The organism is Streptomyces sp. NWU339 (assembly GCF_003143855.1).
Classification (GTDB): Bacteria; Actinomycetota; Actinomycetes; order Streptomycetales; family Streptomycetaceae; genus Streptomyces.
Genome location: NZ_QFRK01000030.1, coordinates 73,134 through 96,721 on the forward strand (window position 1 = coordinate 73,134; position 23,588 = coordinate 96,721).

Sequence of the window (23,588 nt, forward strand, 5' to 3'; positions counted from 1 at the left end):
GGGAACCGCAGTACCCGCCGTTGACGCGGCGGGCGCCACACCCTCTGGAATCACAGCGAAGGAGCGCCATCATGGCCGCCACTCAGGAAGAGATCGTCGCCGGTCTCGCGGAGATCGTGAACGAGATCGCCGGCATCCCGGTTGAGGACGTCCAGCTGGACAAGTCCTTCACCGACGACCTGGACGTCGACTCGCTGTCCATGGTCGAGGTCGTCGTCGCCGCCGAAGAGCGCTTCGACGTCAAGATCCCGGACGACGACGTCAAGAACCTCAAGACCGTCGGCGACGCGACCGAGTACATCCTCAAGCACCAGGCCTGAGCACTGCCGGGCCTTCCTGATCCCGAGGGGAGGCCCGGGGGCCGGGGGCACCGGCCCCGCCACCCGGCGGTGGCGCCGTACGAATCCTCGTATCCGTTGGAGAAAGAATTCCGATGAGCTCGACCAATCGCACCGTGGTCGTCACCGGTATCGGCGCAACCACACCGCTGGGTGGCGACGCGGCCTCTACCTGGGAGGGCCTGATCGCCGGCCGTTCCGGGGTCAAGGCCCTGGACCAGGACTGGGCCGCCGACCAGGCGGTCCGCATCGCGGCCCCCGTGGCCGTGGAGCCCACCGAGACCATTCCCCGTCCGCAGGCCCGCCGCCTGGACCGCTCGGCGCAGTTCGCGCTGGTGGCGGCCAAGGAGGCGTGGGCCGACGCCGGTTTCGAAGGCAAGGCGGGTGAAGACCCGAACGTCGCCCCGGAGCGGCTCGGCACGGTCATCGCCTCCGGCATCGGCGGCGTGACGACCCTGCTGGACCAGTACGACGTGCTGAAGGAGAAGGGCGTCCGCCGCGTCTCCCCGCACACCGTCCCCATGCTGATGCCGAACGGCCCGTCGGCCAACGTGGGCCTGCTCGTGGGCGCCCAGGCGGGCGTGCACACCCCCGTCTCGGCGTGCGCCTCGGGCGCGGAGGCCATCGGCTACGCCATCGAGATGATCCGCTCCGGCCGCGCCGACGTCGTCGTCGCGGGGGGCACCGAGGCGGCGATCCACCCGCTGCCCATCGCCGCGTTCGGCAACATGATGGCGATGTCCAAGAACAACGACGACCCCGAGGGCGCCTCGCGTCCCTACGACGTCGCCCGGGACGGTTTCGTCCTCGGCGAGGGTGCGGGCGTCGTCGTCCTGGAGTCCGCCGAGCACGCCGCCGCGCGCGGCGCCCGCGTCTACGCGGAGGCGGTCGGCCAGGGCATCTCGGCCGACGGCCACGACATCGTGCAGCCGGAGCCGGAGGGCCGCGGCATCTCGCACGCCCTGCAGAACCTGCTGGACAACACCGACCTGGACCCGGCCGAGATCGTGCACGTCAACGCGCACGCCACCTCGACCCCGGCCGGTGACGTCGCCGAGCTGAAGGCGCTGCGCAAGGTCTTCGGCGACGACGTCGACCACATGGCGGTCTCCGCGACCAAGTCGATGACCGGGCACCTGCTCGGTGGCGCCGGCGGCGTGGAGTCGGTGGCGGCGGTGCTCGCGCTGTACCACCGGGTGGCTCCGCCGACCATCAACGTCGACACCATCGACCCGGAGGCCGAGGCGACCGCGGACATCGTCCGGGGCGAGGCGCGCAAGCTGCCCGCCGAGGGTCGTATCGCCGCGCTGAACGACTCGTTCGGGTTCGGCGGGCACAACGTGGTGCTGGCGTTCCGGTCGGTCTGACCGGCGCCGGTACGCCGAGGCGTACGTGCGAAGGGCCCCACCTTTCGAGGTGGGGCCCTTCGGCGTGTGTGAGGGGGGCCGGTCTCGGCGAGCGGTCAGACCACCTGGTGGAGCCAGCGGACCGGGGCGCCCTCGCCCGCGTAGCGGAAGGGTTCCAGTTCGTCGTCCCAGGGCTTGCCGAGGAGCTTGGCGATCTCCGCCTCCAGGTCGGTCTCGCCCTGCTGGGAGCGGACCAGGGCGGCGCGCAGCCGGTCCTCGGGGATCATGATGTCGCCGTGCATGCCGGTGACGGCGTGGAAGATGCCGAGGTCGGGGGTGCAGCTGTAGCGCTCGCCCTCGGCGGTGGGGCAGGGCTCCGAGGTGACCTCGAAGCGCAGCAACTGCCAGCCGCGCAGCGCGGAGGCGAGTTTGGAGGCGGTGCCGGCCTGGCCCTTCCAGGAGAACTCCGAGCGCCAGGTGCCCGGCGCGGCGGGCTGGCGGGTCCAGTCCAGGCTGACGCGCACGCCGAGCACCCCCGCGACGGCCCACTCGACGTGTGGGCACAGCGCACGCGGCGCGGAGTGCACGTACAGGACTCCACGTGTCGTCACCGGAACCTCCGGGCAGAGCGGGACAGGACGGAACGGGCCGATCAGCGGGTGGCCGGGCGAGCCACGTTGATGGCGAGGCTACCGTGTGGCGGGGGAAGGAGTGTGACGTACCGTCCGTCCTGGTACCCGGAAACTTCCGTCATTCACCCGGCAGGACGACAGTTTCCCGGGTGGTCTGCCCCGGATGGCCGTAGGCCCCAAGTGGTGTGAGCCGGTCCGTCCGAGCGGGCGGGAACTCCCGCGCGTTGTTATGCATGGGGGACGGTGACCACGATGCGCGGGGAGGCGGCGGGATGGAGCAGGGGACACTGCGGGCACGGATCGGGCGGGGCGGCCGCTCGCGGGCCGTGCTCGCCGTGGCGGCCGTCGCGTTGGGGGGCGTGCTGGGTGTCGCCGGCTGCGACGCCGTCGGCGGTGACGCGTCAGCTCCGTCCGCCGGCCCGGCGGAGAAGGCGGCGCCGTCCCCGTCGTCCGCACCCCTGTGGGACACCAGCCCCACCTCCGTGGCCGCCGTGGGCGATTCCATCACCCGCGGCTTCGACGCGTGCGCGGTGCTGACGGACTGTCCCGAGGTGTCGTGGGCCACGGGCAGCAGTGAGCAGGTCGACAGTCTCGCGGTGCGGCTGCTGGGGTCGGCCGGGGCGGCCGAGCGGAGCTGGAACTACGCGGTCACCGGGGCGCGGATGGCGGATCTGCCCGGTCAGATGGCCCGGGCGGTGCGGCACGACCCGCAGCTGGTGGCGGTGATGGCCGGGGCCAACGACGCCTGCAGGGCCACGACGTCGGCGATGACGCCGGTGGCCGACTTCCGCGCGGACTTCGAGGACGCCATGCACACCCTGCGCAAGGCGCTGCCCAAGGCCCAGGTGTATGTGGCGAGTGTGCCGGACCTCAAGCGGCTGTGGTCGCAGGGCCGGACCGACGAGCTGGGCAAGCAGGTGTGGAAGCTCGGCATCTGCCCGTCGATGCTGGCCGACCCGGATGTGCTGGACGCGGCGGCGACGGAGCGGCGCGAGACGGTGCGGAGCCGGGTGGAGGACTACAACAAGGTGCTGGAGGAGGTCTGCGCCGAGGACCTCCGGTGCCGCTTCGACGGCGGCGCGGTGTACGAGTACGAGTTCGGCACCGCGCAGTTGAGCCGCTGGGACTGGTTCCACCCGAGCATCGACGGTCAGGCCAGACTGGCGGAGATCGCCTACCGCACGGTCACAGCGAAGCAGCCGTGACCTATCGTTCCGCACATGAACGAACTCTTCGGCACACTTTCCGACGGCACCCCGGTGCACCGCTGGACCCTGGAACGGGCCGGCACGCGGGTGCGGATGCTGTCGTACGGCGGGATCGTGCAGACCGTGGAGGTACCGGACCGGGAGGGGCGGCCCGGGAACGTGGTGCTGGGCTTCTCCGACCTGGAGGGCTATGTCGCCCGTCCGGAGCCCTACCTGGGCGCCCTGATCGGGCGCTACGCCAACCGGATCGCGGGTGCCCGCTTCCCGCTGGACGGGCGCGTCCACACGCTCGCCCGGAACAACGGGCCGAACTCGCTGCACGGCGGTGAGCGGGGCTTCGACAAGCGGGTGTGGGACGCGACGCCCGTACCGCACGGGCTGCGCCTCAGCCGGGTCTCCGCGGACGGCGAGGAGGGCTTCCCGGGCCGCCTGGAGATGTCGGTGACGTACACGCTGGACGAGCGGGGCGCGCTGGGGATCGTGTACGAGGCGGTGACGGACGCGCCGACGGTCCTCAACCCGACGAACCACTCGTACTGGAACCTGACCGGTGCCGGTGCCGGTGCCGGCAGCGCGGCCGGGCACGAACTGCGGTGCGCCGCCTCCCGGTTCACCCCGGTCGACGCGGACCTGATCCCGACCGGCGGACTCCGGGACGTCACCGGCACCCGCTTCGACTTCCGCGAGGGGCGCAGGACGGGCACCGGGTACGACCACAATCTCGTGCTCGACAAGGGGGTGACGCCGACGCCGGTGGAGGTCGCCGAGCTGTACGACCCGTCGTCCGGGCGGGTGCTGACGGTGGCGACCACCGAGCCCGGGATGCAGCTCTACACCGCCGACCTCATCGGGGAGCCCTTCGCTCCCGGGGCCGGCGTCGCACTGGAGACCCAGCACTTCCCCGACTCCCCGAACCGGCCCGACTCCCCGAGCACGGTCCTGCGGCCGGGCGAGGTGTTCCGCTCGGAGACGGTGTACGGCTTCTCCGTGCGGTAGGTCCGGATCCGGGGCGGCGTGCGTGAGCCCCGGTCCGGGGTCAGGGTCCCGGACCGGGGCTGCTCATACGAGGACTACCCCCGGCCGGCGGGTGATACCCCGCATCAGACGTTAATCGCCGCGATGACCCCGCGGTCCGTGATCGAGCACTCGGTCTGGAATTCGTACGAACCCTTCACAAAGGGACACCGTGTGGTCACTTCGTGCCGGATCCCGACAGCGCGCCGGTGCGGTTCGTCGACGGCCTCGGTGGGCGTCGGTCTCAGTGCGCCGGCGCCACGGGCTCCTCGGCGCCGCCCTCGGTGGTTTCCTCGCCGAGCAGGTCCCGTGCCATGAGGGTGGCACCGGCGACCGCGCCCGGCATCAGGAACACCGCGACGAACGGGACGAGGAAGGCCAGCCCGAGCGGCGTCCCGAAGCCCCAGACCAGGGTCTTGCGGGCCCTCAGCAGGGCGAGCCGCTCCCGCAGTTCGACCTCGCGTCGCTGGAGGGCCACCGCCGTCAGCTCCTCGGTGAGGAAGAACCCGGTGACCATGAAGCCGATCACCGGTACGACGGTCTGCCCGAGGAAGGGGATGAACCCGAGGGCGAAGAGCAGCACCGCCCAGACAAGGGCGCGTACGACGATACGGAGGCTGTCCCGGCCGGATATCCACAGCTCCCGCCCCAGCGTCAGCCCGGACTCGGGGGCGGTGCCGTCGGGCGAGACGTCCCGGTCGACCTTCTCGGAGAGGCTCTCGTAGAAGGGCTGGCCGATGAGCAGCGTCACCGCGGTGAAGGTGATGACGGACAGCAGCAGTCCGAGCGCGAACAGGACGACGGTGAGGAACCCGCGGAACAGGCCGAGCCAGGGGCTGGACCAGTCGTCGGCGAACGGTGTCGCCCAGCCGACGAAATCGGCTCCCCACAGGGCCAGCGCGACCAGCGCCGCCGCGTACAGCACCAGTGTGATCAGTCCCGGCACCAGGCCGAAGCCGTACTGCTTGCCGTGCCGGGCCACCCAGCGCTGGCCCTTCAGGAGATATCGGAATCCCACCCCAAGATCGCGCATGAGGGCACTATAGGGGCCCCTCTGCGGCGCGTCGTGGGCCGGTCGCCGTCAGAGCTTGACGATCATCTTCCCGGTGTTGTCGCCGCGCAGCACCCCGAGGAACGCCTCGAGGTTGTTCTCGATGCCCTCGACGACGGTCTCCCGGTACTTGAGCTCGCCGGAGCGCACCCAGGCCCCGACCTCCTGGACGAACTGCGGCTGGAGGTCGTGGTGGTCGTTGACCAGGAAACCCTCGATGCGGCCGCGGGTCTGGATGAGCCGGGCCAGGTTCCTCGGGCCGGGCGCGGGCTCGGTGTTGTTGTAGACGGAGATCATCCCGCAGACGGTGATCCGGCCGCCCCGGTTGAGCGACCCGATCGCCGCCTCCAGGTGGTCGCCGCCCACGTTGTCGAAGTAGACGTCGATCCCGTCCGGGGCGGCGGCGCGCAGCTGCTCGCCCACGGGGCCGTTCTTGTAGTTGAAGGCGGCGTCGAAGCCGTACTCCTCGACGAGGAGCTTGACCTTCTCGTCGGATCCGGCGGAGCCGACGACCCGAGAAGCGCCCTTGAGCTTCGCGATCTGCCCGACCTGGCTGCCGACGGCGCCCGCGGCACCGGACACGAAGACGCAGTCGCCCTCCTTGAAGGCGGCGGTGCGCAGCAGGCCCGCGTAGGCGGTGAGCCCGGTCATCCCCAGCACGCCCAGGTACGCCGACAGCGGCGCGGCGTCGGGGTCCACCTTGACGGCGTTCTCCGCGGCCACGACGGCGTACTCGCGCCAGCCGAAGAAGTGCAGGACGTGGTCGCCGACGGCGATCCCCTCGGCCTCCGAGGCGACGACCTCGCCGACGGCACCGCCCTGCATGACCTTGCCCAGCTCGTACGGCGCCACATAGGACTTGGCGGCCGACATCCTTCCCCTCATGTACGGATCGACGGAGAGGTACTTGTTCCGCACCAGCACCCGGCCCGCACCGGGTGCCGGGACCTCGGCCTCGACCAGGGCGAAGTCCTCGGGCTTCGGCCATCCGACGGGCCGGCTGAGCAGCTGCCACTCGCGGCCGGTGGTGGGGAGCGTGGGGGTGTCGGACATGGGGTGGGGCCTCCTCGAGGTGTTTCAGAACCTGAAACAACCATGCCGCTGAATATTTCAGGATGTCAAGCATGTGGGTACCCTGGGGGTATGGCCGCCGCATCCAGTTCCCCCAGCCGCCCCGACGCCCTGACCCTGGAGGTCGTCGAACTCATCGGCTCGGTCGTGGCCCGCTACCACGAGGAGTACGAGGAGGCGGCGGCCGGCCACGCGCTCACCGGCGCGCAGGCCCGGCTGCTGAGCCTGCTCTCCCTGGAGCCCCTGCCGATGCGGAAGCTCGCCCACCGTCTGAAGTGCGAGCCGTCGAACGTCACCGGCATCGTCGACCGTCTGGAGTCGCGCGGACTGGCGGAGCGCCGCCCGGACCCGGCCGACCGCCGGGTGAAGCTGGCGGCGGCGACGGCGGAGGGGCGCAGGGTGGCCCGCAGCATGCGGGAGTCACTGCGCTTCGCCCGCGAGCCCCTGGCCGCCCTCACGGAACAGGAACGCCTGGCCCTGCGGGACACGCTGCGGACGATGCTGGAAGCCGACCGGGACACCGGCACACACGAGGCGTAGGGCCTGTCCGGCGGATCAGAAAGCGACGGCGCCTCATCGGCGCGGGTGAGCGGGGGCGATGGGGCCTCTCCCGCTCGTGGGGGTCCCTCCCGCTCAGGGGGTCCCTCCCGCTCGAGCGAAGTCGAGAGTGGGGGGAAGTCGAGAGTGGAGGAGAGTGACGACAACGCCGCTGGGGTCCCTGCTCGAAGAGCTTGGGGGAGGGCGTGCCGGCCCGCGCGTCTGCGGCATGGTCCGCCGGACGGGCCCTGGGGCCTGGTCGACAGCTCCACCTGCCCCCGGTCCGAGTCCGGGCCGGGGCCGTCAGGTGCACCACCACAGGAAGCGGTCGCACGTCTTCGAGGGTTCGGGCTCCGGTTCCGGTTCGGGTTCCGTGGTGGTCGGGGCGGGCTCCGGGACGTCCGGCTGCGGCGGGGACTGCTGCGGCGGCGCCGTGGTCGGGTCGGCCGGTGACGTGCCCTCGGGCGCCGGCGGCCGGACGGCCTCCTCGGCCTCCCCCTCCGCCCCCGCCTCCGTCTCCTCTTCTTCCTCCGCCTCCGCCGACTCCCCGTCCGTCGGCGGCCCCGAGGCCGACGGTGAGCCGGAGCCGCTGGGGGACGGGGAGTTCACGGACGCGCCCGTACCCGGGGCGCCGCCGGGCGGTGGCGCCGACTCGGCCTCCGCCGATCCGCCGGCCGGCGTCTCGTCCCCGGCCGCCGCCGGCTCGGGCTTCGATCCCGGTGCGTCCATCCCCAGCTCCGCGAGGCTCAACGCGCCTGCGGCCAGGAGGAATCCCGCCGCGATCAGCAGCGACCTGCGCCGTCGCCTGCGGTGTGCCGCGGCCTTGCGGTCCCGGCGGCTCGCCCCTGCCATGGGCCCCTCGTCGTCCGCCTCCGGACTCGCGGGGTCGTCGGCCTCGACGGCCGTCCGCCGCGTGCCTTCGGCGGGTTCCGGCTCCGCGTGCGGCGTCGGCTCCGGTTCCGGCTCCGGTACGTCCTCCTCGTACGCCGCCTGCGGGGTGGCGGAGGCCTCCGGGCGGGCGCGGAGGGTCTCGACAGGGGTGCCGCACCCCGGGCAGGCGAGGGCGCCGTTGAGGTGCCGTCGGCACGGGTGGCAATAGTCCATGACGGGGGAAGACTAGGTTCCGCTCGCGTTCGGTCGATAGGGCGAGGTGTGAAGGTTTGGTAGGGACCTTTGCCCAATGGTTTCGAAAGCGCAGAAACCGTTGTGCGCGCGACCCATTGACACCCCCGCCACCCCGTCCTTACTGTCACGCCAACATTTCGAACGTGTGTCGAAATATCGAACACCCATCAACGAAACCGACGACACTGGCGAGAACAGGGTCCACAACGCAGCGAGGGGCAACCGCCGTGCGTATCACCGGAATCAGCACACACGTGGTCGGGACTCCGTGGCGCAACCTGACGTACGTCCAGGTGCACACCGACGAGGGGCTCACGGGGATCGGCGAGACCCGGATGCTGGGTCACACCGACGCCCTGCTGGGCTACTTGAGGGAGGCGGAGGCCAACCACATCCTCGGCAGCGACCCCTTCGCCGTGGAGGACCTGGTCCGCCGCATGAAGTACGGCGACTTCGGCCGCGCTGGCGAGATCGTGATGTCCGGCATCGCCGTCGTCGAGATGGCCTGCTGGGACATCAAGGGCAAGGCCCTCGGCGTGCCCGTGTGGCAGCTGCTCGGCGGAAAGGTGACCGACAGGGTCAAGGCCTACGCCAACGGCTGGTACACCACCGAGCGCACCCCGGAGGCGTACCACAAGGCGGCGCAGGCGGTGGTGGAGCGCGGCTACCGGGCCCTGAAGATCGACCCGTTCGGCACCGGTCACTTCGAACTCGACCACCGGCAGAGCCTGTACGCGGTCTCCCTCATCGAGGCGGTCCGCGACGCCGTCGGTCCCGAGACCGAGCTGATGCTGGAGATGCACGGCCGCTTCTCCCCCGCCACCGCCGTCCGTCTCGCCAGGGAACTCGCGCCGTTCGACCCGGCCTGGCTGGAGGAGCCGGTGCCGCCGGAGAACCTCAAGGCGCTGGAGAAGGTCGCCGCCAAGGTCGACATCCCGCTCGCCACGGGTGAACGCATCCACGACCGCATCGAGTTCCGTGAGCTGTTCGAGAGCCAGGCCGTCGACATCCTCCAGCCGGACGTCGGCCACATCGGCGGCATCTGGGAGACGCGCAAGCTCGCGGCGACCGCCGAGACGCACTACATGCTGGTCGCGCCGCACAACGTCGGCGGTCCGGTGCTCACCGCCGCCTCCCTCCAGGTCGGTTTCACCTCGCCGAACTTCAAGGTCCTGGAGCACTTCAACGACTTCGCGGACGCGGAGATCAAGAAGGTCGTCAAGGGCGCCCCGCAGGTGGACCCCCAGGACGGCTGCTTCCACCTCTCCGACACCCCCGGGCTCGGGGTGGAGCTGGACGTCGACGCGGCGGCCGAATTCCCGCAGCAGCAGGCCCGGTTCGACCTGTGGGCCGAGGGCTGGGAGCAGCGCAGGCCCAAGGGCACGAAGTGACCGCGCACCCGGGCGGGCCCGCCGCGGCCGCCCCCGTCGCCGCCGACTCGCTCGCCGTCGTCGTCGAGGGCCCCGGCGCGCACCGCCTCGTCGCGCACGAGCCGCGCGAACCCGGCCCCGGCGAGGCGCTGGTCGGCGTGCACGCGACCGGCATCTGCGGCAGCGACCGCGAGGTGTACCAGGGCAACCGGCCCGAGGGGTACGTGCGTTACCCGCTCACCCCGGGCCACGAGTGGTCCGGGACCGTGCTGAGGGTGGGCGCGGGAGTGCCGGTCTCGCTCACCGGTCGCAAGGTCGTCGGTGAGGGCTTCCGCAACTGCCAGGTGTGCGACCGCTGTCACGCCGGTGAGACGACGCTGTGCTCGGCGGGGTACGAGGAGACCGGGTTCACCCGGCCGGGGGCGATGGCCGCCACGCTGACCCTCCCGGCCCGCCTGCTGCACGTCCTGCCGGACGACGCCGACCTCACCGCGGCGGCACTGCTGGAGCCGGCGGCCTGCATCGCCGCCGCCGTGCTCAAGGCGAACGCCGTGCCCGGCGAGCGGGTCGCCGTGGTCGGTACGGGCACCCTCGGTATGTTCGCGGTGCAGTTCCTGCGCGCGAACTCCCCGGCCGAACTGCTCGTCGTCGGCAGCCGGGGCGACCGCGAGGCGCTGTCCCGGCGGTACGGCGCCACCGACTTCCGTACGAAGGACCGGCAACTCCCGGACGACTTCGACGTGGTGATCGAGACCGCCGGGTCCGCCGACGCGGCCCGCACGGCGGCCGCGCTGCTCCGGCGCGGCGGCCGGCTCGTCCTGACGGGCATCCCGGCGCCGGGTGCGGACGGGCTGGACCCGACGGATCTGGTGGTACGGCAGTTGGAGGTGCACACCGTCTTCGGGGCGGCGCCTGACGCCTGGGCGCACACGGTGCGGGTGTTCGCCGCCGGGCTGCTCGATCCGCTGCCCCTGGTCACCCACGAACTGCCGCTGGCCGAGTTCTCCCGGGCCATCGAGCTGGTGGGGTCGAGCGATCCCGCAGTGGGCAAGGTCCTGCTGCGCCCGTGAGCCCGACAGCCGCCGGGGACGGGCCGGGCGAGGGGGCGACCTGACGGCCCCACACCCGGCCCGCCCCTCCTCCGCCCCTCTCGTCCCTCCCTCCCCTCCCTTCCCTCCCACCCTTGTCGTCCTTCTCGTCCCTCCCCTCGTCACCGCAGAAACCCGCCTCACCCCGGGCCGCGAACCTCGTCCGGCCCACCGAACAAAAGGACATCTTGTGACCGACGCTTCCGCCAAGGCACCCCGCAGGCCGGGTGAGCAGGCGCTCGCCGCGCTCGGCCTCGGCGCTCCCGCCCCCGACCCCGCCGACGCCTCGCCGCACTCCTTCCCCGGCGGGGGCCGCTGGCGCACCGAGGTCCCCTCCTGCGAGGGGCCCGAGGCGCTGGCGGTGGTCCTGAAGGAGGCCTCCCGGCTGGACGTGCCGATCCACCGGATCAGCCAGGGCAGCGGCGTGTGGATGCTGACCGACGCCGAACTCACCGAGATGGTCGACGCCACGGCCGAACGGGACATCGAGCTCTGCCTGTTCACCGGCCCGCGCGGCACCTGGGACATCGGCGGCTCCACCCGCACCGACTCGCACGGCGCCGGACTGCGCGCCCGGGGCCACGACGCGGTCGCCGGGTGCGTCGAGGACGCCGTGCGGGCAACGGAGTCGGGCGTGAAGTGCCTGCTCGTCGCCGACGAGGGCGTGCTGTGGACGCTGCACCGGGCGCGGACGGCCGGCCTCATCCCGGCCGACACCACACTGAAGGTCTCGGCACTCGTCGGACCGGTGAACCCGGCCTCGTACGCGGTGTACGAGCGGCTCGGCGCCGACTCGATCAACGTGCCGAGCGACCTGACGCTCGATCACCTCACCGAGATACGGCGGGTTTCGGCCACTCCGATGGACATGTACATCGAGGCCCCCGACGACCTCGGCGGCTACGTGCGGATGTACGAGGTCGCGGAGCTGATCCGGCGCGGCGCGCCGCTGTACCTGAAGTTCGGCCTGGCCAAGGCCCCCGGGATCTATCCGTACGGGCACCACATGCGGGAACTCACCCTGGCCACCGCGAAGGAGCGGGTGCGGCGCGGCCGGCTCGCCCTGGACCTGCTCGCCCGCCACGGCGCGGACGGCGACATGGCGCCCCTCGGTTCGCGGCTTCCGGGCGCTCTGCGCCGGTTTGACGCCCCGTCATAACGTTCCGGAAACTCGACTTCACAGAAGTAGACACAGTCGCGCACAATCCCACACACCCCTTTCTCGGTTCTCGTCAGACACCCTGCCCCGGAAGCGACGTCGCACCTCTGTACCGGCCCGCACGTCACCGCCCCGGCACACACCTCAAGGATGATGATCATGCGTAACCGCAGAGCCGCCCTCGCCGCCGTGGCCACCGCCGCCTCGCTCGCCCTCACCCTGTCCGCCTGCGGCCAGAACAGCGAGGGCGGCAGCGAGGAGGACAAGGGAGGATCCGAGGGGGCGACCATCGGCATCGCGATGCCGACCAAGTCCTCCGAGCGCTGGATCGCCGACGGCAAAAACGTCGAGAAGGACCTGCAGTCCAAGGGCTACAAGACCAAGCTGGTCTACGGCGAGGACGACCCGGACCAGCAGGTCGCGCAGGTCGAGAACCTGATCACGCAGGGCGTGAAGGCGCTGATCGTCGCGGCCATCGACAACAAGTCGCTGAACAACGTGCTGCAGCAGGCCAAGGACGCCGACATCCCGGTGATCTCCTACGACCGCCTGATCCTCGGCACCGAGAACGTCGGCTACTACGCCTCGTTCGACAACGAGAAGGTGGGCGAGCTCCAGGGCACCTACATCCTGGACAAGCTCGGCCTGAAGGACGGCAGCGAGAAGGGGCCGTTCAACATCGAGCTGTTCGCCGGCTCCAACGACGACAACAACACCCGCTACTTCTTCCAGGGCGCGATGAACGTCCTGAAGCCGTACATCGACAAGAAGCAGCTCGTCGTCCGCTCCGGCCAGACCGAACTCAACCAGGTCACCACCCTGCGCTGGGACGGCGGCACCGCCCAGAAGCGCATGGACGACATCCTGACCTCGTCCTACAAGAGCGGGCGGGTCGACGCGGTCCTCTCCCCCTACGACGGCATCTCCATCGGCATCCTGTCCGCCCTGAAGTCGGACGACTACGGCTCCAAGAGCAAGCCGCTGCCGATCGTCACCGGCCAGGACGCCGAGGTCGCCTCGGTGAAGTCGATCATCGCCGACCAGCAGTCGATGACCGTCTACAAGGACACCCGGGAGCTTGCCAAGGTCGCCACGAACATGGTCGACGCGCTGCTCGACGACAAGGAGCCCGAGGTCAACGACACCAAGACCTACGACAACGGGGCGAAGGTCGTGCCGGCCTACCTGCTGGAGCCGGTCGCCGTGGACAAGGAGAACTACCGGGAGGTCGTCGTCGACTCCGGCTACATCAAGGAGAGCGACCTCAAGTAACCGCCGCCACCGACCGATCCACCACTGACTGGAAGGCACGACCATGGCGGGACCCGTCCTGGAAATGCGCTCGATCGTCAAGACCTTTCCCGGCGTCAAGGCGCTGTCGGACGTCACACTGACCGTCCGGCGGGGCGAGGTCCACGCCATCTGCGGCGAGAACGGCGCCGGCAAGTCGACCCTGATGAAGGTCCTCTCCGGCGTCCACCCGCACGGCAGTTACGAAGGGGAGATCCTCTTCGAGGAGGAGACCTGCCGGTTCAAGGACATCAGGGCCAGCGAGCAGCGCGGCATCGTCATCATCCACCAGGAACTGGCCCTGGTGCCCTACCTCTCCCTCGCGGAGAACATCTTCCTCGGCAACGAGCACGCCCGGCACGGCCGCATCGACTGGCACGAGACGCTGCGGCACGCCACCGAACTGCTGCGCCGGGTCGGGCTCGAGGACCACCCCGAGACCCGGGTCGCCGACATCGGCGTGGGCAAGCAGCAGTTGGTGGAGATCGCCAAGGCGTTGTCGAAGAAGGTGAAGCTGCTCATCCTCGACGAGCCGACCGCGGCGCTCAACGACGAGGACAGCGGCAAACTGCTCGCCCTGATCCTCCAGTTGAAGGAACAGGGCATCACCTCGATCATCATCTCCCACAAGCTGAACGAGATCCGCAGGGTCGCCGACTCGGTGACGATCCTGCGGGACGGGCAGACCATCGAGACGCTCGACGTGAAGGCGGCCGGGACCACCGAGGACCGGATCATCAGCGGCATGGTCGGCCGCGACCTGGAACACCGCTTCCCCGAGCGGACCCCGCACCACCCGGAGGAGGGCACGGCCCCGGCGCTCGAGATCCGCAACTGGACCGTGCACCACCCCATCGACCAGCAGCGCAAGGTCGTCGACGACGTCTCCCTGGAGGTCCGGCGCGGCGAGATCGTCGGCATCGCCGGTCTGATGGGCGCCGGCCGCACCGAGCTGGCGATGAGCGTCTTCGGCCGCACCTACGGCCGACACGCGGCCGGCACGGTCCTCCGGGACGGCCGGGAGGTCCGTACGAAGACCGTCCCCGAGGCGGTACGCCACGGCATCGCGTACGTCACCGAGGACCGCAAGCACTACGGCCTGAACCTCATCGACACCATCAACCGCAACATCTCGCTCAGCGCGCTGGGCAAGGTCGCCCGGCGGGGCGTCGTGGACGAGCACGAGGAACGCCAGGTGGCCGAGGGTTTCCGCACGTCCATGAACATCAAGGCGCCGACCGTCTTCGAACCGGTGGGCAAGCTGTCCGGCGGCAACCAGCAGAAGGTCGTCCTCAGCAAGTGGATCTTCGCGGGTCCCGAGGTGCTGATCCTGGACGAACCGACCCGCGGCATCGACGTCGGCGCCAAGTACGAGATCTACACGGTCATCGACCGGCTGGCCGCCCAGGGCAAGGCGGTCGTCTTCATCTCCTCCGAGCTGCCCGAACTGCTCGGCATGTGCGACCGCATCTACACGATGGCCGCGGGGCGGCTGACCGGGGAGTTCTCGCGGGCCGAGGCCTCCCAGGAATCGCTGATGCGTCGAATGACGAAGGACAGGCAGAACGAGAAGGGCAAAGAGGTAACCCGATGAGCACGGATGTCACCGACAAGACCCCGGCCGCCGCGCCGCCGGGCAAGAACGGGGCGGGCACCGGTGACGGCCTGCTCCGGCTGATGCTGGACGGCATGCGCCGCAACATGCGCCAGTACGGCATGCTGTTCGCCCTCGGCCTGATCGTGGCGCTGTTCGCGGTGTGGACCGACGGTGACCTGATCCTGCCGCGCAACGTGTCCAACCTGGTGCTGCAGAACAGCTACATCCTGATCCTCGCGATCGGCATGATGCTGGTCATCATCTCGGGCCACATCGACCTGTCGGTCGGCTCGCTGACGGCGTTCGTCGGGTCGATGGCCGCGGTGTTCATGGTCCGCAACGACATCCCCTGGCCGATGGCGGTGGTGCTGTGCCTGGCCGTGGGCGCCATCGCGGGCGCCGTGCAGGGGTGGTTCATCGCGTACGGCGGCATACCGTCGTTCATCGTGACCCTGGCGGGCATGCTCACCTTCCGCGGTCTGACCGAGATCTTCCTGGAGGGCCAGACCCTCGGCCCGTTCCCGCGCGGACTGCAGAAGGTCGCCAACGGCTTCCTGCCCGAGGTCGGCCCGGAGACGAACTACCACAACCTCACCCTGCTGCTCGGCCTCGGACTGATCGCGCTCGTGGTGCTCCAGGAGGTCCGTGACCGGCGCCGCCAGCAGGAGTTCGCCCTCGACGTCCTGCCCGCCAAGCTGTTCCTGCTGAAGCTGGTGGCGCTCACCGCCGCCATCCTCACCGTCACGCTGCTGCTCGCCAGCTACAAGGGCGCCCCGATCGTGCTGCTGATCCTCGGCGCGCTGCTCGTCGGCTTCGGCTACGTGATGCGCAACGCCGTCATCGGCCGCCACATCTACGCCATCGGCGGCAACCTGCCGGCGGCCAAGCTGTCCGGCGTGCGGCACAAGAAGGTCACCTTCCTGGTCTTCCTGAACATGGGCATGCTCGCGGCCCTGGCGGGCCTGGTCTTCGCCGCCCGCTTCAACGCGGCCTCTCCCAAGGCCGGCCTCAACTTCGAACTCGAGGCGATCGCGGCCGCGTTCATCGGCGGCGCGTCGATGAGCGGCGGTGTCGGCACCGTGCTCGGCGCGATCATCGGCGGTCTGGTCCTGGGCGTGCTGAACAACGGTATGAACCTCGTCGGCATCGGCACCGACTGGCAGCAGGTCATCAAGGGCCTGGTGCTCCTGGCGGCGGTCGGCTTCGACGTGTGGAACAAGCGCAAGGTCGGTTCGTAGGTCGGCTCGGGCCCCGCCGGAGGGCGGGGCCCTCTCCATGAGGGAGCTGCAACGTATGGAACTGAACAGACGCACGGTCATGGCGGGTGCGGCGGCCGCGGCCGCCGGGGTCGCCGCCACCGCGGTCGGCGGCGGCACGGCACACGCCTCGCCGGCCGGGGGCGGGGGCGGTGGCGGTGGCGGCCGGGGGAAGCCGGTGCGGGCGCTCTTCGGCACGCTCGCGGACGGCACCAGGGTCCACAGCTGGTCGCTGGAGAACGGCGGGACCCGGATGGCGGTCCTGTCCTACGGCGGCATCGTCCGGTCGCTGGAGATCCCCGACCGCCGGGGCCGCTACGCGAACGTCTCCCTCGGCTTTCGCACCCTCGAGGAGTACGTCGCCTCCAGCCCCTACTTCGGCGCCCTGATCGGCCGCTACGGCAACCGGATCGGCAAGGGCCGCTTCACCCTCGACGGCAAGGAGCACCAGCTCTCCGTCAACGACGGCGCCAACAGCCTGCACGGCGGCGCGCAGGGCTTCGACAAGCGGGTCTGGGACGTCGAGCCGTTCACCGAGGGGTCCGACGTCGGGCTGCGCCTGTACCACGTCAGCGTCGACGGCGAGATGGGCTACCCGGGCACGCTGCGGGTGAGGGTGACGTACACCCTCACCCGGCACGGCGACTGGCGCGTCGACTACGCGGCCACCACCGACCGGGCCACCGTCGTCAACCTCACCAGCCACGTCTACTGGAACCTCGCCGGCGAGAGCGGCGGCTCGATCCAGGACCACGACCTGTCCATCGCCGCCGTCCGCTACACACCGGTCGACGCGGGACTGATCCCCACCGGCGAACTCGCCCGGGTCGGCGGCACCCCGTTCGACTTCCGCCGCGCCAAGCCGGTCGGCCGGGACCTGCGCGTCGCCCACCGGCAGATGCTGTACGGGCAGGGCTTCGACCACAACTGGGTGCTCGACAAGGGCGTCACCGCCCGCCCCGGGCCCGCCGCCACGCTCCGCGATCCCGCCTCCGGCCGCACCCTGCGGATCTCCACCACCGAGCCGGGGCTGCAGTTCTACTCCGGCAACTTCCTCGACGGCACCCTCGTCGGCACCGGCGGACGGGTCTACCGCCAGGGGGACGGGCTGTGCCTGGAGACCCAGCACTTCCCCGACTCGCCGAACCAGCCGTCGTTCCCCTCGACCGTCCTGCGGCCGGGTGAGACGTACCGGACGACGACGGTCCACTCGTTCGGCGTCTGATCCCGGCGCGGGGTGCGACGCACCTCACGTGCCCCGGGTTCATTCCCTCACAGTTTTTTCACACCGGTTGAACAGCGCCACAATCCCCTCCGTATGTACGGGTGGTCCGTGCTCCCTCGCGCGGGCCACCCACGCATGACGGGCCCACAACGTCCCCGGCGGGCCCGCCGTCCCCGGAGGTTCCATGGCCGACGTCACCTCGCTGTTCCGCAGCAACGCGGCGCACAGCCCGTCGATGGCTGCGCTGGCGCGCGAGAGCGACGGGGCCGGCCTGGTGGACTTCTGCATCCCGTGCAACCCGTACTTCCCCACTCCCGCCATGTTCGAGGAGATGGCGGTCCGGCTGCGCGACATCATCACGTACTACCCGAGCAGCGCCGACACCATCACGGCCGAGCTGTGCAGCCTGCTCCAACTCCCGCCGCAGTGCGTGGCCATGGGCAACGGATCCACCGAACTCATCACCTGGATCGACCACCTGCTGGTCCGCGAGTCCCTCGCCGTCCCCGTCCCCACCTTCGGCCGCTGGACCGACCAGCCCATGGAGACCGGCAAGCGGGTCGACATGTTCCCGCTCCAGGAGTCCGGCGGCTTCGCCCTCGACCTCGCCCAGTACGCCGAGTTCATCCGGGCCCGGGGCACGAAGGTCGCGGTGATCTGCAACCCCAACAACCCCGACGGCGGCTTCCTGCACAAGCACGCGATCGTGCAGTTCATGGACGCGATGGCCGACCTGGACCTGGTGGTGATCGACGAGTCGTTCCTGGAGTTCGCCGACGCCGAGGTGGAACCGTCGGTGGTGCAGGAGGCGATGCTGCGCCCCAACGTCATCGTCCTGCGCAGCCTCGGCAAGAACTTCGGCCTGCACGGCATCCGCTTCGGCTACCTCGTCGCCAACCCCTCGCTCGCGGGCCGCATCCGCTCGATGCTGCCGAAGTGGAACCTCAACTCCTTCGCCGAGCACGTGGTGTTCATGTTGAAGGAGCACGGCGCCGAGTACCAGCAGAGCCTCCACCAGGTGCGCCGCGACCGGATGGACATGTCCGGCCAACTCTCCTCACTGCCCGGTCTGACGGTCTACCCGTCCCAGGGCAACTTCCTCTTCGTGCGCCTCCCCGTGGGCGCCGAAGGCACCGTGGTCCGGGACCGCATGCTCACCGAGCACCGGCTCCTGGTCCGCGAGTGCGGCAACAAGATCGGCTCGTCCAGCCGCTTCCTGCGTCTCGTGGTACGTCCCCAGGTGGACGTACTTCGCCTGGTGTCCGGCCTGGAACAGGTGCTCTACGGGACCTCCAGGAGGGGAGCCGCCGTGCCCGAGCAGGCCACAGGGACCGGCTACAGCTCGGGCACGGCGACGGTGGACCGGCTGGTCAGCGAGACCAACGGCGCCGGCACCCAGGGCCTCGCCGCTCAGGCCATCGGCGCCGGTGCGCACGCCCCGGGCCTCCCCGCCGCTCCGGCCGCCGGCATCGGCATGCCGCTCCCCGCCGCCCCGTCCCCCGCTGCGGTGGGCGCGGACGGTGGGATGCCGATGCCGGCGGCAGCCTCACCGGGAGTGCAGCAGATGCCCCCACCGGGGCCGCAGCAGATGCCGCAACCCGTGCAGCAGCCCGCTGTGCCGCAGCAGATGCCGCAGCAGCCCGTCCCGCAGCAGATGCCGCACCCCCTGGCGGCCCCGGCTCCCCTGCCCGCCGCGGCGTCCTTCCCACCCCCGCAGGCACCTGCCCCGGCTCCGGTACCGGCCCAGCGGCCGATGCCCACCGGACCCACCCCGCCCGGCGTCCCCGCCCGCGGCGGCCTCACGGCGGCCCAGGTCAGAGGCACCGACGGCCTCTCCCAGGCCCCCGCGGTCGGCTGGTCCGGAGCGCAGGCGCAGAACTGGCCGGAGGCGGCGGGCATGGGCCAGGTGGGCTGAGCGGGCCCCGTCGGTCGGGCCGGGCCCAGCCGCCACTGCCGGCAGGCGTCGTCCAGCCGGGTCCACCGCGGCGCATACGGATTCTCCTTGCGGTGGGGGTCAGGCTGGTTCGCGGTGCGGACCGCCCCAGCGCCCTTCACGTCCGCGGTGGGCCGGTGCACCACCCGTCGTACTGAAAGAACTCAGTGTGCGGCCCACTTCGGGGGGCCGCACACCGAGCCGTTGCTGGTGTCGTGTCAGTTCGTGTCTCCCTAGCGGTAGTAGCCGCCACCGAAGTGGTCGTAGAAGTCACCACGACCGAAGTGGTCGTTGAAATCGCCGCGACCGAAGTGGTCGTTGAAGTGACCACGACCGAAGTGGTCGTAGAAGTCACCACGACCGTAGTGGTCGTAGAAGTCACCACGACCGTAGTGGTCGTTGAAGTAACCACTGCCGTAGTCGCCACGGCCATAGTCGCCACGGCCATAGTCGCCACGGCCATAGTCGCCACGGCCATAGTCGCCACGGCCATAGTCGCCACGGCCATAGTCGCCACGGCCATGATCGCCACGGCCATAGTCGCCACGGCCATAGTCGCCACGGCCATGATCGCCACGGCCATAGTCGCCACGGCCATGATCGCCACGGCCATAGTCGCCACGGCCATGATCGCCACGGCCATAGTCGCCACGGCCATGATCGCCGCCACGGCCGTGGTCGTACCCGCTCTGGCTGTGGCTGTAGGACGGGGCGGACGCCGAAGCAGTACCTGCTGTGCCCATCGCGACGCCACCGGCCACCACCAGTCCGGCGGCGGACACCGCAGCCAGACGCTTCGCGCGTTGTGCTCGCATGAGAATACCTTTCGCTCCATCGTCTCCCGCGTCTCCGGAAGGAAGCACGGGAACGGACGGCCGCAGCCGCAAGTCGAAATTGCGGCAGGGTCTTCTGATGTCACCGCATGTCGTCTCAAGCACGGGCTCGACCGCCGACGCCTCCAGGTCGCCCGTCGCGGGCGGTCGCTGTGGCCTTGGTCCGCTTTACCGGGAACCGGTCGGCCGGGCGTGCCGTGCGTGCCGTTCGTGCGGCATTCCGCCATCGAGCCTAGTACCGCAACAGCAGCCTGGCATCTCGGGCGACACACTACTCACGCCCGTTACCGGAGGAGCCGGACCACACCCTCCTGAGATCACCGGGACGACGAGTCGGCCTCCCCCGGTGTCCATACGGACCTGGCAGGTCAGGAGGCCGGGCGCTCCCTCCAGGCCATGTGGTGGGTGGTGCTGATGCCCCCGTCGGTGGAATCCGTCGTCATGGACTCCGGCCCTTCACCCCCGTACGAACCGGCGGGGCGTTCACAGGGGAAACGGAAAGGGAATGGCCGGCCCGAGCCCCCCTGGCCTCACCCGTACCAGGCGAAACGGACGTACCGGGAACCTCGCGTGAACACCGGCGGGCCGATCCGTAGACAATGTCCCACCAGGAGCACAAGCAGCACACCAGGAGGCGGCTCCCTTGGAGCTCAGCAGGCGTACCTTCACCGCGCTGGCCGGAACGGCGGCGCTCGGCCTCGCGCTGGCCGGCAGCAAGGCGGCGACCGGCACGCGCCCGGCGCAGGCCGTGCCGACGGGCCCGCCGCCCGCTCCGCCGCGCGCGGACGGCAAGCGGCACGAGGTCGGCTTCGACCGGTACTCGCTGCTGGTCGACGGCCGGCGGCTGGTGCTGTGGTCGGGCGAGATGCACCCCTTCCGGCTGCCGAGCCCGTCGCTGTGGCGGGACGTGCTGCAGAAGCTGCGCGCCCACGGGCACAACGCGGTCAGTGTCCCCGTCCCCTGGAACCTCCACTCCCCCGCGCCCGGCAGGCACGACTTCACCGGTGTGCGGGACCTGGACCTGTTCCTCACCATGGCCGCCGAGGAGCGGCTGTACGTCGTCCTGCGCCCGGGGCCGTACCTCGGGTCCGCCGACCTGGACGCCGGCGGCCTCCCCGGCTGGCTGACGGCCGCCGGAGGGGTGGCCGCCCGGACCGCGGACCCGGCGTATCTGCGGCACGTGGACGAATGGCTGGGCGCGGTCGACGCCATCGCTGTCCGGCATCTGCTCACCGGCGGCGGTGGCACGGTGCTGCTGTACCAGTTCGAGGACCGGTCCGACGGAGCGGACGGCGACGCCCTCATGTCCCGCCTCCGCAGGAAGGTGCGCGCCGACGGGATCGACGTACCGCTGTTCCATGACGACGGCCGCGCGGACGGACCGCGGGCGCCCGGGTTCGCCGCCGGGGTGGCGGTCGGCGCGTCCGACCCCTGGGGCGGGGCCTCCTCCGGCGGCAGGGGGTACGTCGGGGTGCGCGAGAAGTGGGACCCGGCGTACGAGCGGAGCAGCCTTCTCACCGGCCTCGCCAACGGGATCACCGCGCACACCGTGCGCATGGCGGCCGGCGGGACGTCCTGGGGATGGCTCTCCTCGCCGGACGTGTACACCTCGTACGACTACGGGGCCCCGATCGACCAGGCCCGCCGTCCCACCCCCAAGCTGGCCCCGCTGCAGCAGCTCGGGCACCTGCTGCGGACCGTGCCGGACCTCGCCCGGCTGGAGCCGGCCGACGAGGTGCGGGCGAAGGACGACCGGCTGGAGGTCCACCACCTGGCCAACCCCGACACCGGCGCCCAGGTGTACGTCCTGCGCAACGACTCCGCCGAGCAGGTCACCTCCGCGCTACCGGGCACCGGGATCGAGGTGCCCGTGGCGGTCGGGGCGCGGGACGCCAAACTGCTCGTCACCGGGCTGGAGCTGGGTCGGCGGAAGCTGGCGTTCTCCACCGCGCAGCCGATGTTCCGGCTGGCCGTCGGGCGGCAGGACATCGCCGCGTTCGTGGGCCGGGCCGGTGAGACGGCGCAGGTCTCCCTCGACTGCGACGTCCAGCCGCTCACCAACCGGCTGGACAACGAGCCCGCCTGGTCCTACGCCCAGGGCCGGCTGAACGTGGTGACGCCGCTGGGGGTGGGCGGGCTGAGCCGGGTGCTGGTCGAGAACGGCGACTCGAAGACGCCCATGCTGCTGCTGTTCGCCGACGACGCGACCGCGCTGCGGCTGTGGCCCTACGAGACCCCGTCCGGCTCGCTGCTGGTCTACGGTCCGGCGCTGCTGCGCTCGGCCACGCTGCGGGGCGCCACCGTCCACCTCACCGGCGACGTCGCCGGCGAGACCGGCCTGGAGGTGTGGGCGCCGCGCGGGGTCACCGCCGTGACCTGGAACGGGCAGCCGGTGCGCACCACGGTCAGCCGGGCCGGGAGCCTGGTGATGGAGGGGTTGATGCCGGGCACGCCCGCGCCGTCCCTGCCCGCGCTCGACGGCTGGCGGCGGCGGACGGAGAACCCGGAGACCGAGCCGGACTTCGACGACGCTCGGTGGACGGTGGCCGACCGCACCGCCTCCCGCGGCGGCGCTCCCGTCCCCGAGGGACAGCCCGTGCTGTTCGCGGACGACTACGGCTTCCACTACGGCGACGTCTGGTACCGGGGACGCTTCGAGGACGCGCGCGGCATCAGATCGGTGTCCCTGTCGTACCGCACGGGGACGCAGGGGCTGCTGATGGCCTGGCTGGACGGGCAGCCGCTGGGCACGCACCGCATGCCGGTGCCGGACGAGGACACGGTGGGCCGGGGCACCTGGACCGCCACGGCCGCCTTCGCCGTGCCCGAGCGGCTGCGCGAGCGGGGCGGGCGGGTGCTGTCCGTGCTGGTACGGCCGATGCAGCGTGCCGGGGAGGAAAAGGACGGGTCCGGGGACGGAGGCGGGGAGGCGGGCGGCGCGTTCGGGGCCGTGCGCGGGCTGACCTCCGTCGGCTTCAAGGGCACCTCCCGGAAGGTCGATTGGCGGATCCAGGGGGCGGGGGCGCCGGACCGGGTGCGGGGGGCGCTGAACAACGGCGGGCTGTACGGGGAGCGCGAGGGCTGGCATCTTCCGGGCCACGACGACCGGGACTGGAAGACCGTGGACCTTCCGCGCGAGGACCGGCGGCAGGGGGTGGCCTGGTACCGGACGGACTTCCGGCTGGACGTCGATCCGGACGTGGACGGATCGATCGGTCTCGTCCTCGAGGACGAGCCGGAGCGCGCCTACCGCGTCCAGATCTTCCTGAACGGCTGGAACATGGGCCAGTACGTCAACGATGTGGGCCCGCAACACACCTTTGTGCTGCCGAACGGGATTCTCCGCACACGTGGGTCCAACACACTGGCCCTGGCGGTGCTGTCCGACGGGACCACACCCGCCGGTCCGGGCGAGGTGCGGCTGACGCTGATGGGCGCGGCGCGCGGCGGGGTGCCGGCGGAGGCGGTGGAGTCCCCGGGGCGGTGACTCCACCGCCCCGGCGGCTCCCTTCGTC

General features: G+C 71.1%; 19 protein-coding genes. 14 read left to right on the plus strand and 5 right to left on the minus strand.

Annotated features, from left to right (window positions below; all coding sequences use genetic code 11):
* Nucleotides 1–71 precede the first annotated feature (71 nt).
* Both DIZ27_RS28935 and DIZ27_RS28940 read left to right on the plus strand, forming a co-directional pair.
* The gene (locus DIZ27_RS28935) at nt 72–320 is read left to right on the plus strand and encodes an acyl carrier protein (RefSeq protein ID WP_004988657.1); all 249 of its coding nucleotides are present in this window, start codon (nt 72–74) and stop codon (nt 318–320) included.
* Between the two features lie 113 nt (nt 321–433).
* Nucleotides 434–1,705: a beta-ketoacyl synthase gene (locus DIZ27_RS28940; protein ID WP_109381401.1), complete on the plus strand. Its 1,272-nt coding sequence runs from the start codon at nt 434–436 to the stop codon at nt 1,703–1,705.
* Between the two features lie 95 nt (nt 1,706–1,800).
* Here the strand turns inward: DIZ27_RS28940 and DIZ27_RS28945 are convergent, their stop codons facing one another.
* Entirely contained in the window at nt 1,801–2,295 is a 495-nt protein-coding gene (locus tag DIZ27_RS28945; protein ID WP_109381402.1) for a DUF3145 domain-containing protein, read from the minus strand.
* A gap of 293 nt (nt 2,296–2,588) precedes the next feature.
* Here DIZ27_RS28945 and DIZ27_RS28950 point away from each other — a divergent pair, with 293 nt between their 5' ends.
* Entirely contained in the window at nt 2,589–3,521 is a 933-nt protein-coding gene (locus tag DIZ27_RS28950) for an SGNH/GDSL hydrolase family protein (protein WP_109381403.1), read from the plus strand.
* Between the two features lie 15 nt (nt 3,522–3,536).
* A complete protein-coding gene (locus tag DIZ27_RS28955) occupies nt 3,537–4,520 on the plus strand; it encodes an aldose epimerase family protein (protein ID WP_109381404.1) in 984 nt (327 codons plus the stop codon).
* A 262-nt stretch (nt 4,521–4,782) separates the two neighbouring features.
* On the opposite strand, the gene DIZ27_RS28960 is transcribed toward DIZ27_RS28955, so the two are convergent.
* Together DIZ27_RS28960 and DIZ27_RS28965 are read right to left on the minus strand one after the other, a co-directional pair.
* Entirely contained in the window at nt 4,783–5,571 is a 789-nt protein-coding gene (locus DIZ27_RS28960; protein WP_109381405.1) for an EI24 domain-containing protein, read from the minus strand.
* A gap of 48 nt (nt 5,572–5,619) precedes the next feature.
* Entirely contained in the window at nt 5,620–6,642 is a 1,023-nt protein-coding gene (locus tag DIZ27_RS28965) for an NADP-dependent oxidoreductase (protein WP_109381406.1), read from the minus strand.
* Between the two features lie 90 nt (nt 6,643–6,732).
* Here DIZ27_RS28965 and DIZ27_RS28970 point away from each other — a divergent pair, with 90 nt between their 5' ends.
* A complete protein-coding gene (locus tag DIZ27_RS28970) occupies nt 6,733–7,200 on the plus strand; it encodes a MarR family winged helix-turn-helix transcriptional regulator (protein WP_109381407.1) in 468 nt (155 codons plus the stop codon).
* A 300-nt stretch (nt 7,201–7,500) separates the two neighbouring features.
* On the opposite strand, the gene DIZ27_RS28975 is transcribed toward DIZ27_RS28970, so the two are convergent.
* Nucleotides 7,501–8,301 carry a hypothetical protein gene (locus DIZ27_RS28975; protein ID WP_181383734.1) on the minus strand — a complete coding sequence of 267 codons (801 nt, stop codon included), beginning with the start codon at nt 8,299–8,301 and terminating at the stop codon, nt 7,501–7,503.
* A gap of 248 nt (nt 8,302–8,549) precedes the next feature.
* On the opposite strand from DIZ27_RS28975, the gene DIZ27_RS28985 reads away from it, so the two are divergent.
* From DIZ27_RS28985 to DIZ27_RS29020, 8 genes are all read left to right on the plus strand, one after another.
* Nucleotides 8,550–9,713, plus strand: coding sequence for a mandelate racemase/muconate lactonizing enzyme family protein (locus DIZ27_RS28985; protein WP_109381410.1), 1,164 nt, complete (start codon nt 8,550–8,552; stop codon nt 9,711–9,713).
* Nucleotides 9,710–10,762 carry a zinc-binding dehydrogenase gene (locus tag DIZ27_RS28990; RefSeq protein ID WP_109381411.1) on the plus strand — a complete coding sequence of 351 codons (1,053 nt, stop codon included), beginning with the start codon at nt 9,710–9,712 and terminating at the stop codon, nt 10,760–10,762. Before DIZ27_RS28985 ends, DIZ27_RS28990 begins: the two co-directional genes overlap by 4 nt.
* A 208-nt stretch (nt 10,763–10,970) precedes the next feature.
* Nucleotides 10,971–11,939, plus strand: coding sequence for a hypothetical protein (locus tag DIZ27_RS28995; protein ID WP_109381412.1), 969 nt, complete (start codon nt 10,971–10,973; stop codon nt 11,937–11,939).
* Between the two features lie 159 nt (nt 11,940–12,098).
* Entirely contained in the window at nt 12,099–13,211 is a 1,113-nt protein-coding gene (chvE, locus tag DIZ27_RS29000; protein ID WP_181383735.1) for a multiple monosaccharide ABC transporter substrate-binding protein, read from the plus strand.
* Between the two features lie 43 nt (nt 13,212–13,254).
* Nucleotides 13,255–14,823: a multiple monosaccharide ABC transporter ATP-binding protein gene (mmsA, locus tag DIZ27_RS29005; RefSeq protein ID WP_109381414.1), complete on the plus strand. Its 1,569-nt coding sequence runs from the start codon at nt 13,255–13,257 to the stop codon at nt 14,821–14,823.
* On the plus strand, nt 14,820–16,064 hold the full coding sequence (gene mmsB, locus DIZ27_RS29010) for a multiple monosaccharide ABC transporter permease (RefSeq protein WP_109381415.1): 1,245 nt from the start codon (nt 14,820–14,822) through the stop codon (nt 16,062–16,064). The genes mmsA and mmsB overlap by 4 nt, the downstream gene beginning before the upstream one ends.
* A 55-nt stretch (nt 16,065–16,119) precedes the next feature.
* The gene (locus DIZ27_RS29015) at nt 16,120–17,307 is read left to right on the plus strand and encodes an aldose epimerase family protein (RefSeq protein WP_109381416.1); all 1,188 of its coding nucleotides are present in this window, start codon (nt 16,120–16,122) and stop codon (nt 17,305–17,307) included.
* A gap of 184 nt (nt 17,308–17,491) precedes the next feature.
* Nucleotides 17,492–19,222: a histidinol-phosphate transaminase gene (locus DIZ27_RS29020; RefSeq protein WP_109381417.1), complete on the plus strand. Its 1,731-nt coding sequence runs from the start codon at nt 17,492–17,494 to the stop codon at nt 19,220–19,222.
* A gap of 251 nt (nt 19,223–19,473) precedes the next feature.
* On the opposite strand, the gene DIZ27_RS29025 is transcribed toward DIZ27_RS29020, so the two are convergent.
* Nucleotides 19,474–20,055 carry a hypothetical protein gene (locus tag DIZ27_RS29025; protein WP_146229008.1) on the minus strand — a complete coding sequence of 194 codons (582 nt, stop codon included), beginning with the start codon at nt 20,053–20,055 and terminating at the stop codon, nt 19,474–19,476.
* 661 nt (nt 20,056–20,716) lie between these two features.
* On the opposite strand from DIZ27_RS29025, the gene DIZ27_RS29030 reads away from it, so the two are divergent.
* Nucleotides 20,717–23,560 carry a beta-galactosidase gene (locus DIZ27_RS29030; protein WP_109381419.1) on the plus strand — a complete coding sequence of 948 codons (2,844 nt, stop codon included), beginning with the start codon at nt 20,717–20,719 and terminating at the stop codon, nt 23,558–23,560.
* The last annotated feature ends 28 nt before the right edge of the window (nt 23,561–23,588 follow it).

Excerpts from the sequence above, each read along its gene's own strand:
- DIZ27_RS28935 (WP_004988657.1), top strand. The coding sequence starts at position 72 with ATGGCCGCCACTCAGGAAGAGATCGTCGCCGGTCTCGCGGAGATCGTG.
- DIZ27_RS28940 (WP_109381401.1), top strand. The coding sequence starts at position 434 with ATGAGCTCGACCAATCGCACCGTGGTCGTCACCGGTATCGGCGCAACC.
- DIZ27_RS28950 (WP_109381403.1), top strand. The coding sequence starts at position 2,589 with ATGGAGCAGGGGACACTGCGGGCACGGATCGGGCGGGGCGGCCGCTCG.
- DIZ27_RS28955 (WP_109381404.1), top strand. The coding sequence starts at position 3,537 with ATGAACGAACTCTTCGGCACACTTTCCGACGGCACCCCGGTGCACCGC.
- DIZ27_RS28960 (WP_109381405.1), bottom strand. The coding sequence starts at position 5,571 with ATGCGCGATCTTGGGGTGGGATTCCGATATCTCCTGAAGGGCCAGCGC.
- DIZ27_RS28965 (WP_109381406.1), bottom strand. The coding sequence starts at position 6,642 with ATGTCCGACACCCCCACGCTCCCCACCACCGGCCGCGAGTGGCAGCTG.
- DIZ27_RS28970 (WP_109381407.1), top strand. The coding sequence starts at position 6,733 with ATGGCCGCCGCATCCAGTTCCCCCAGCCGCCCCGACGCCCTGACCCTG.
- DIZ27_RS28975 (WP_181383734.1), bottom strand. The coding sequence starts at position 8,301 with ATGGACTATTGCCACCCGTGCCGACGGCACCTCAACGGCGCCCTCGCC.
- chvE (WP_181383735.1), top strand. The coding sequence starts at position 12,099 with ATGCGTAACCGCAGAGCCGCCCTCGCCGCCGTGGCCACCGCCGCCTCG.
- mmsA (WP_109381414.1), top strand. The coding sequence starts at position 13,255 with ATGGCGGGACCCGTCCTGGAAATGCGCTCGATCGTCAAGACCTTTCCC.
- mmsB (WP_109381415.1), top strand. The coding sequence starts at position 14,820 with ATGAGCACGGATGTCACCGACAAGACCCCGGCCGCCGCGCCGCCGGGC.
- DIZ27_RS29015 (WP_109381416.1), top strand. The coding sequence starts at position 16,120 with ATGGAACTGAACAGACGCACGGTCATGGCGGGTGCGGCGGCCGCGGCC.
- DIZ27_RS29020 (WP_109381417.1), top strand. The coding sequence starts at position 17,492 with ATGGCCGACGTCACCTCGCTGTTCCGCAGCAACGCGGCGCACAGCCCG.
- DIZ27_RS29025 (WP_146229008.1), bottom strand. The coding sequence starts at position 20,055 with ATGCGAGCACAACGCGCGAAGCGTCTGGCTGCGGTGTCCGCCGCCGGA.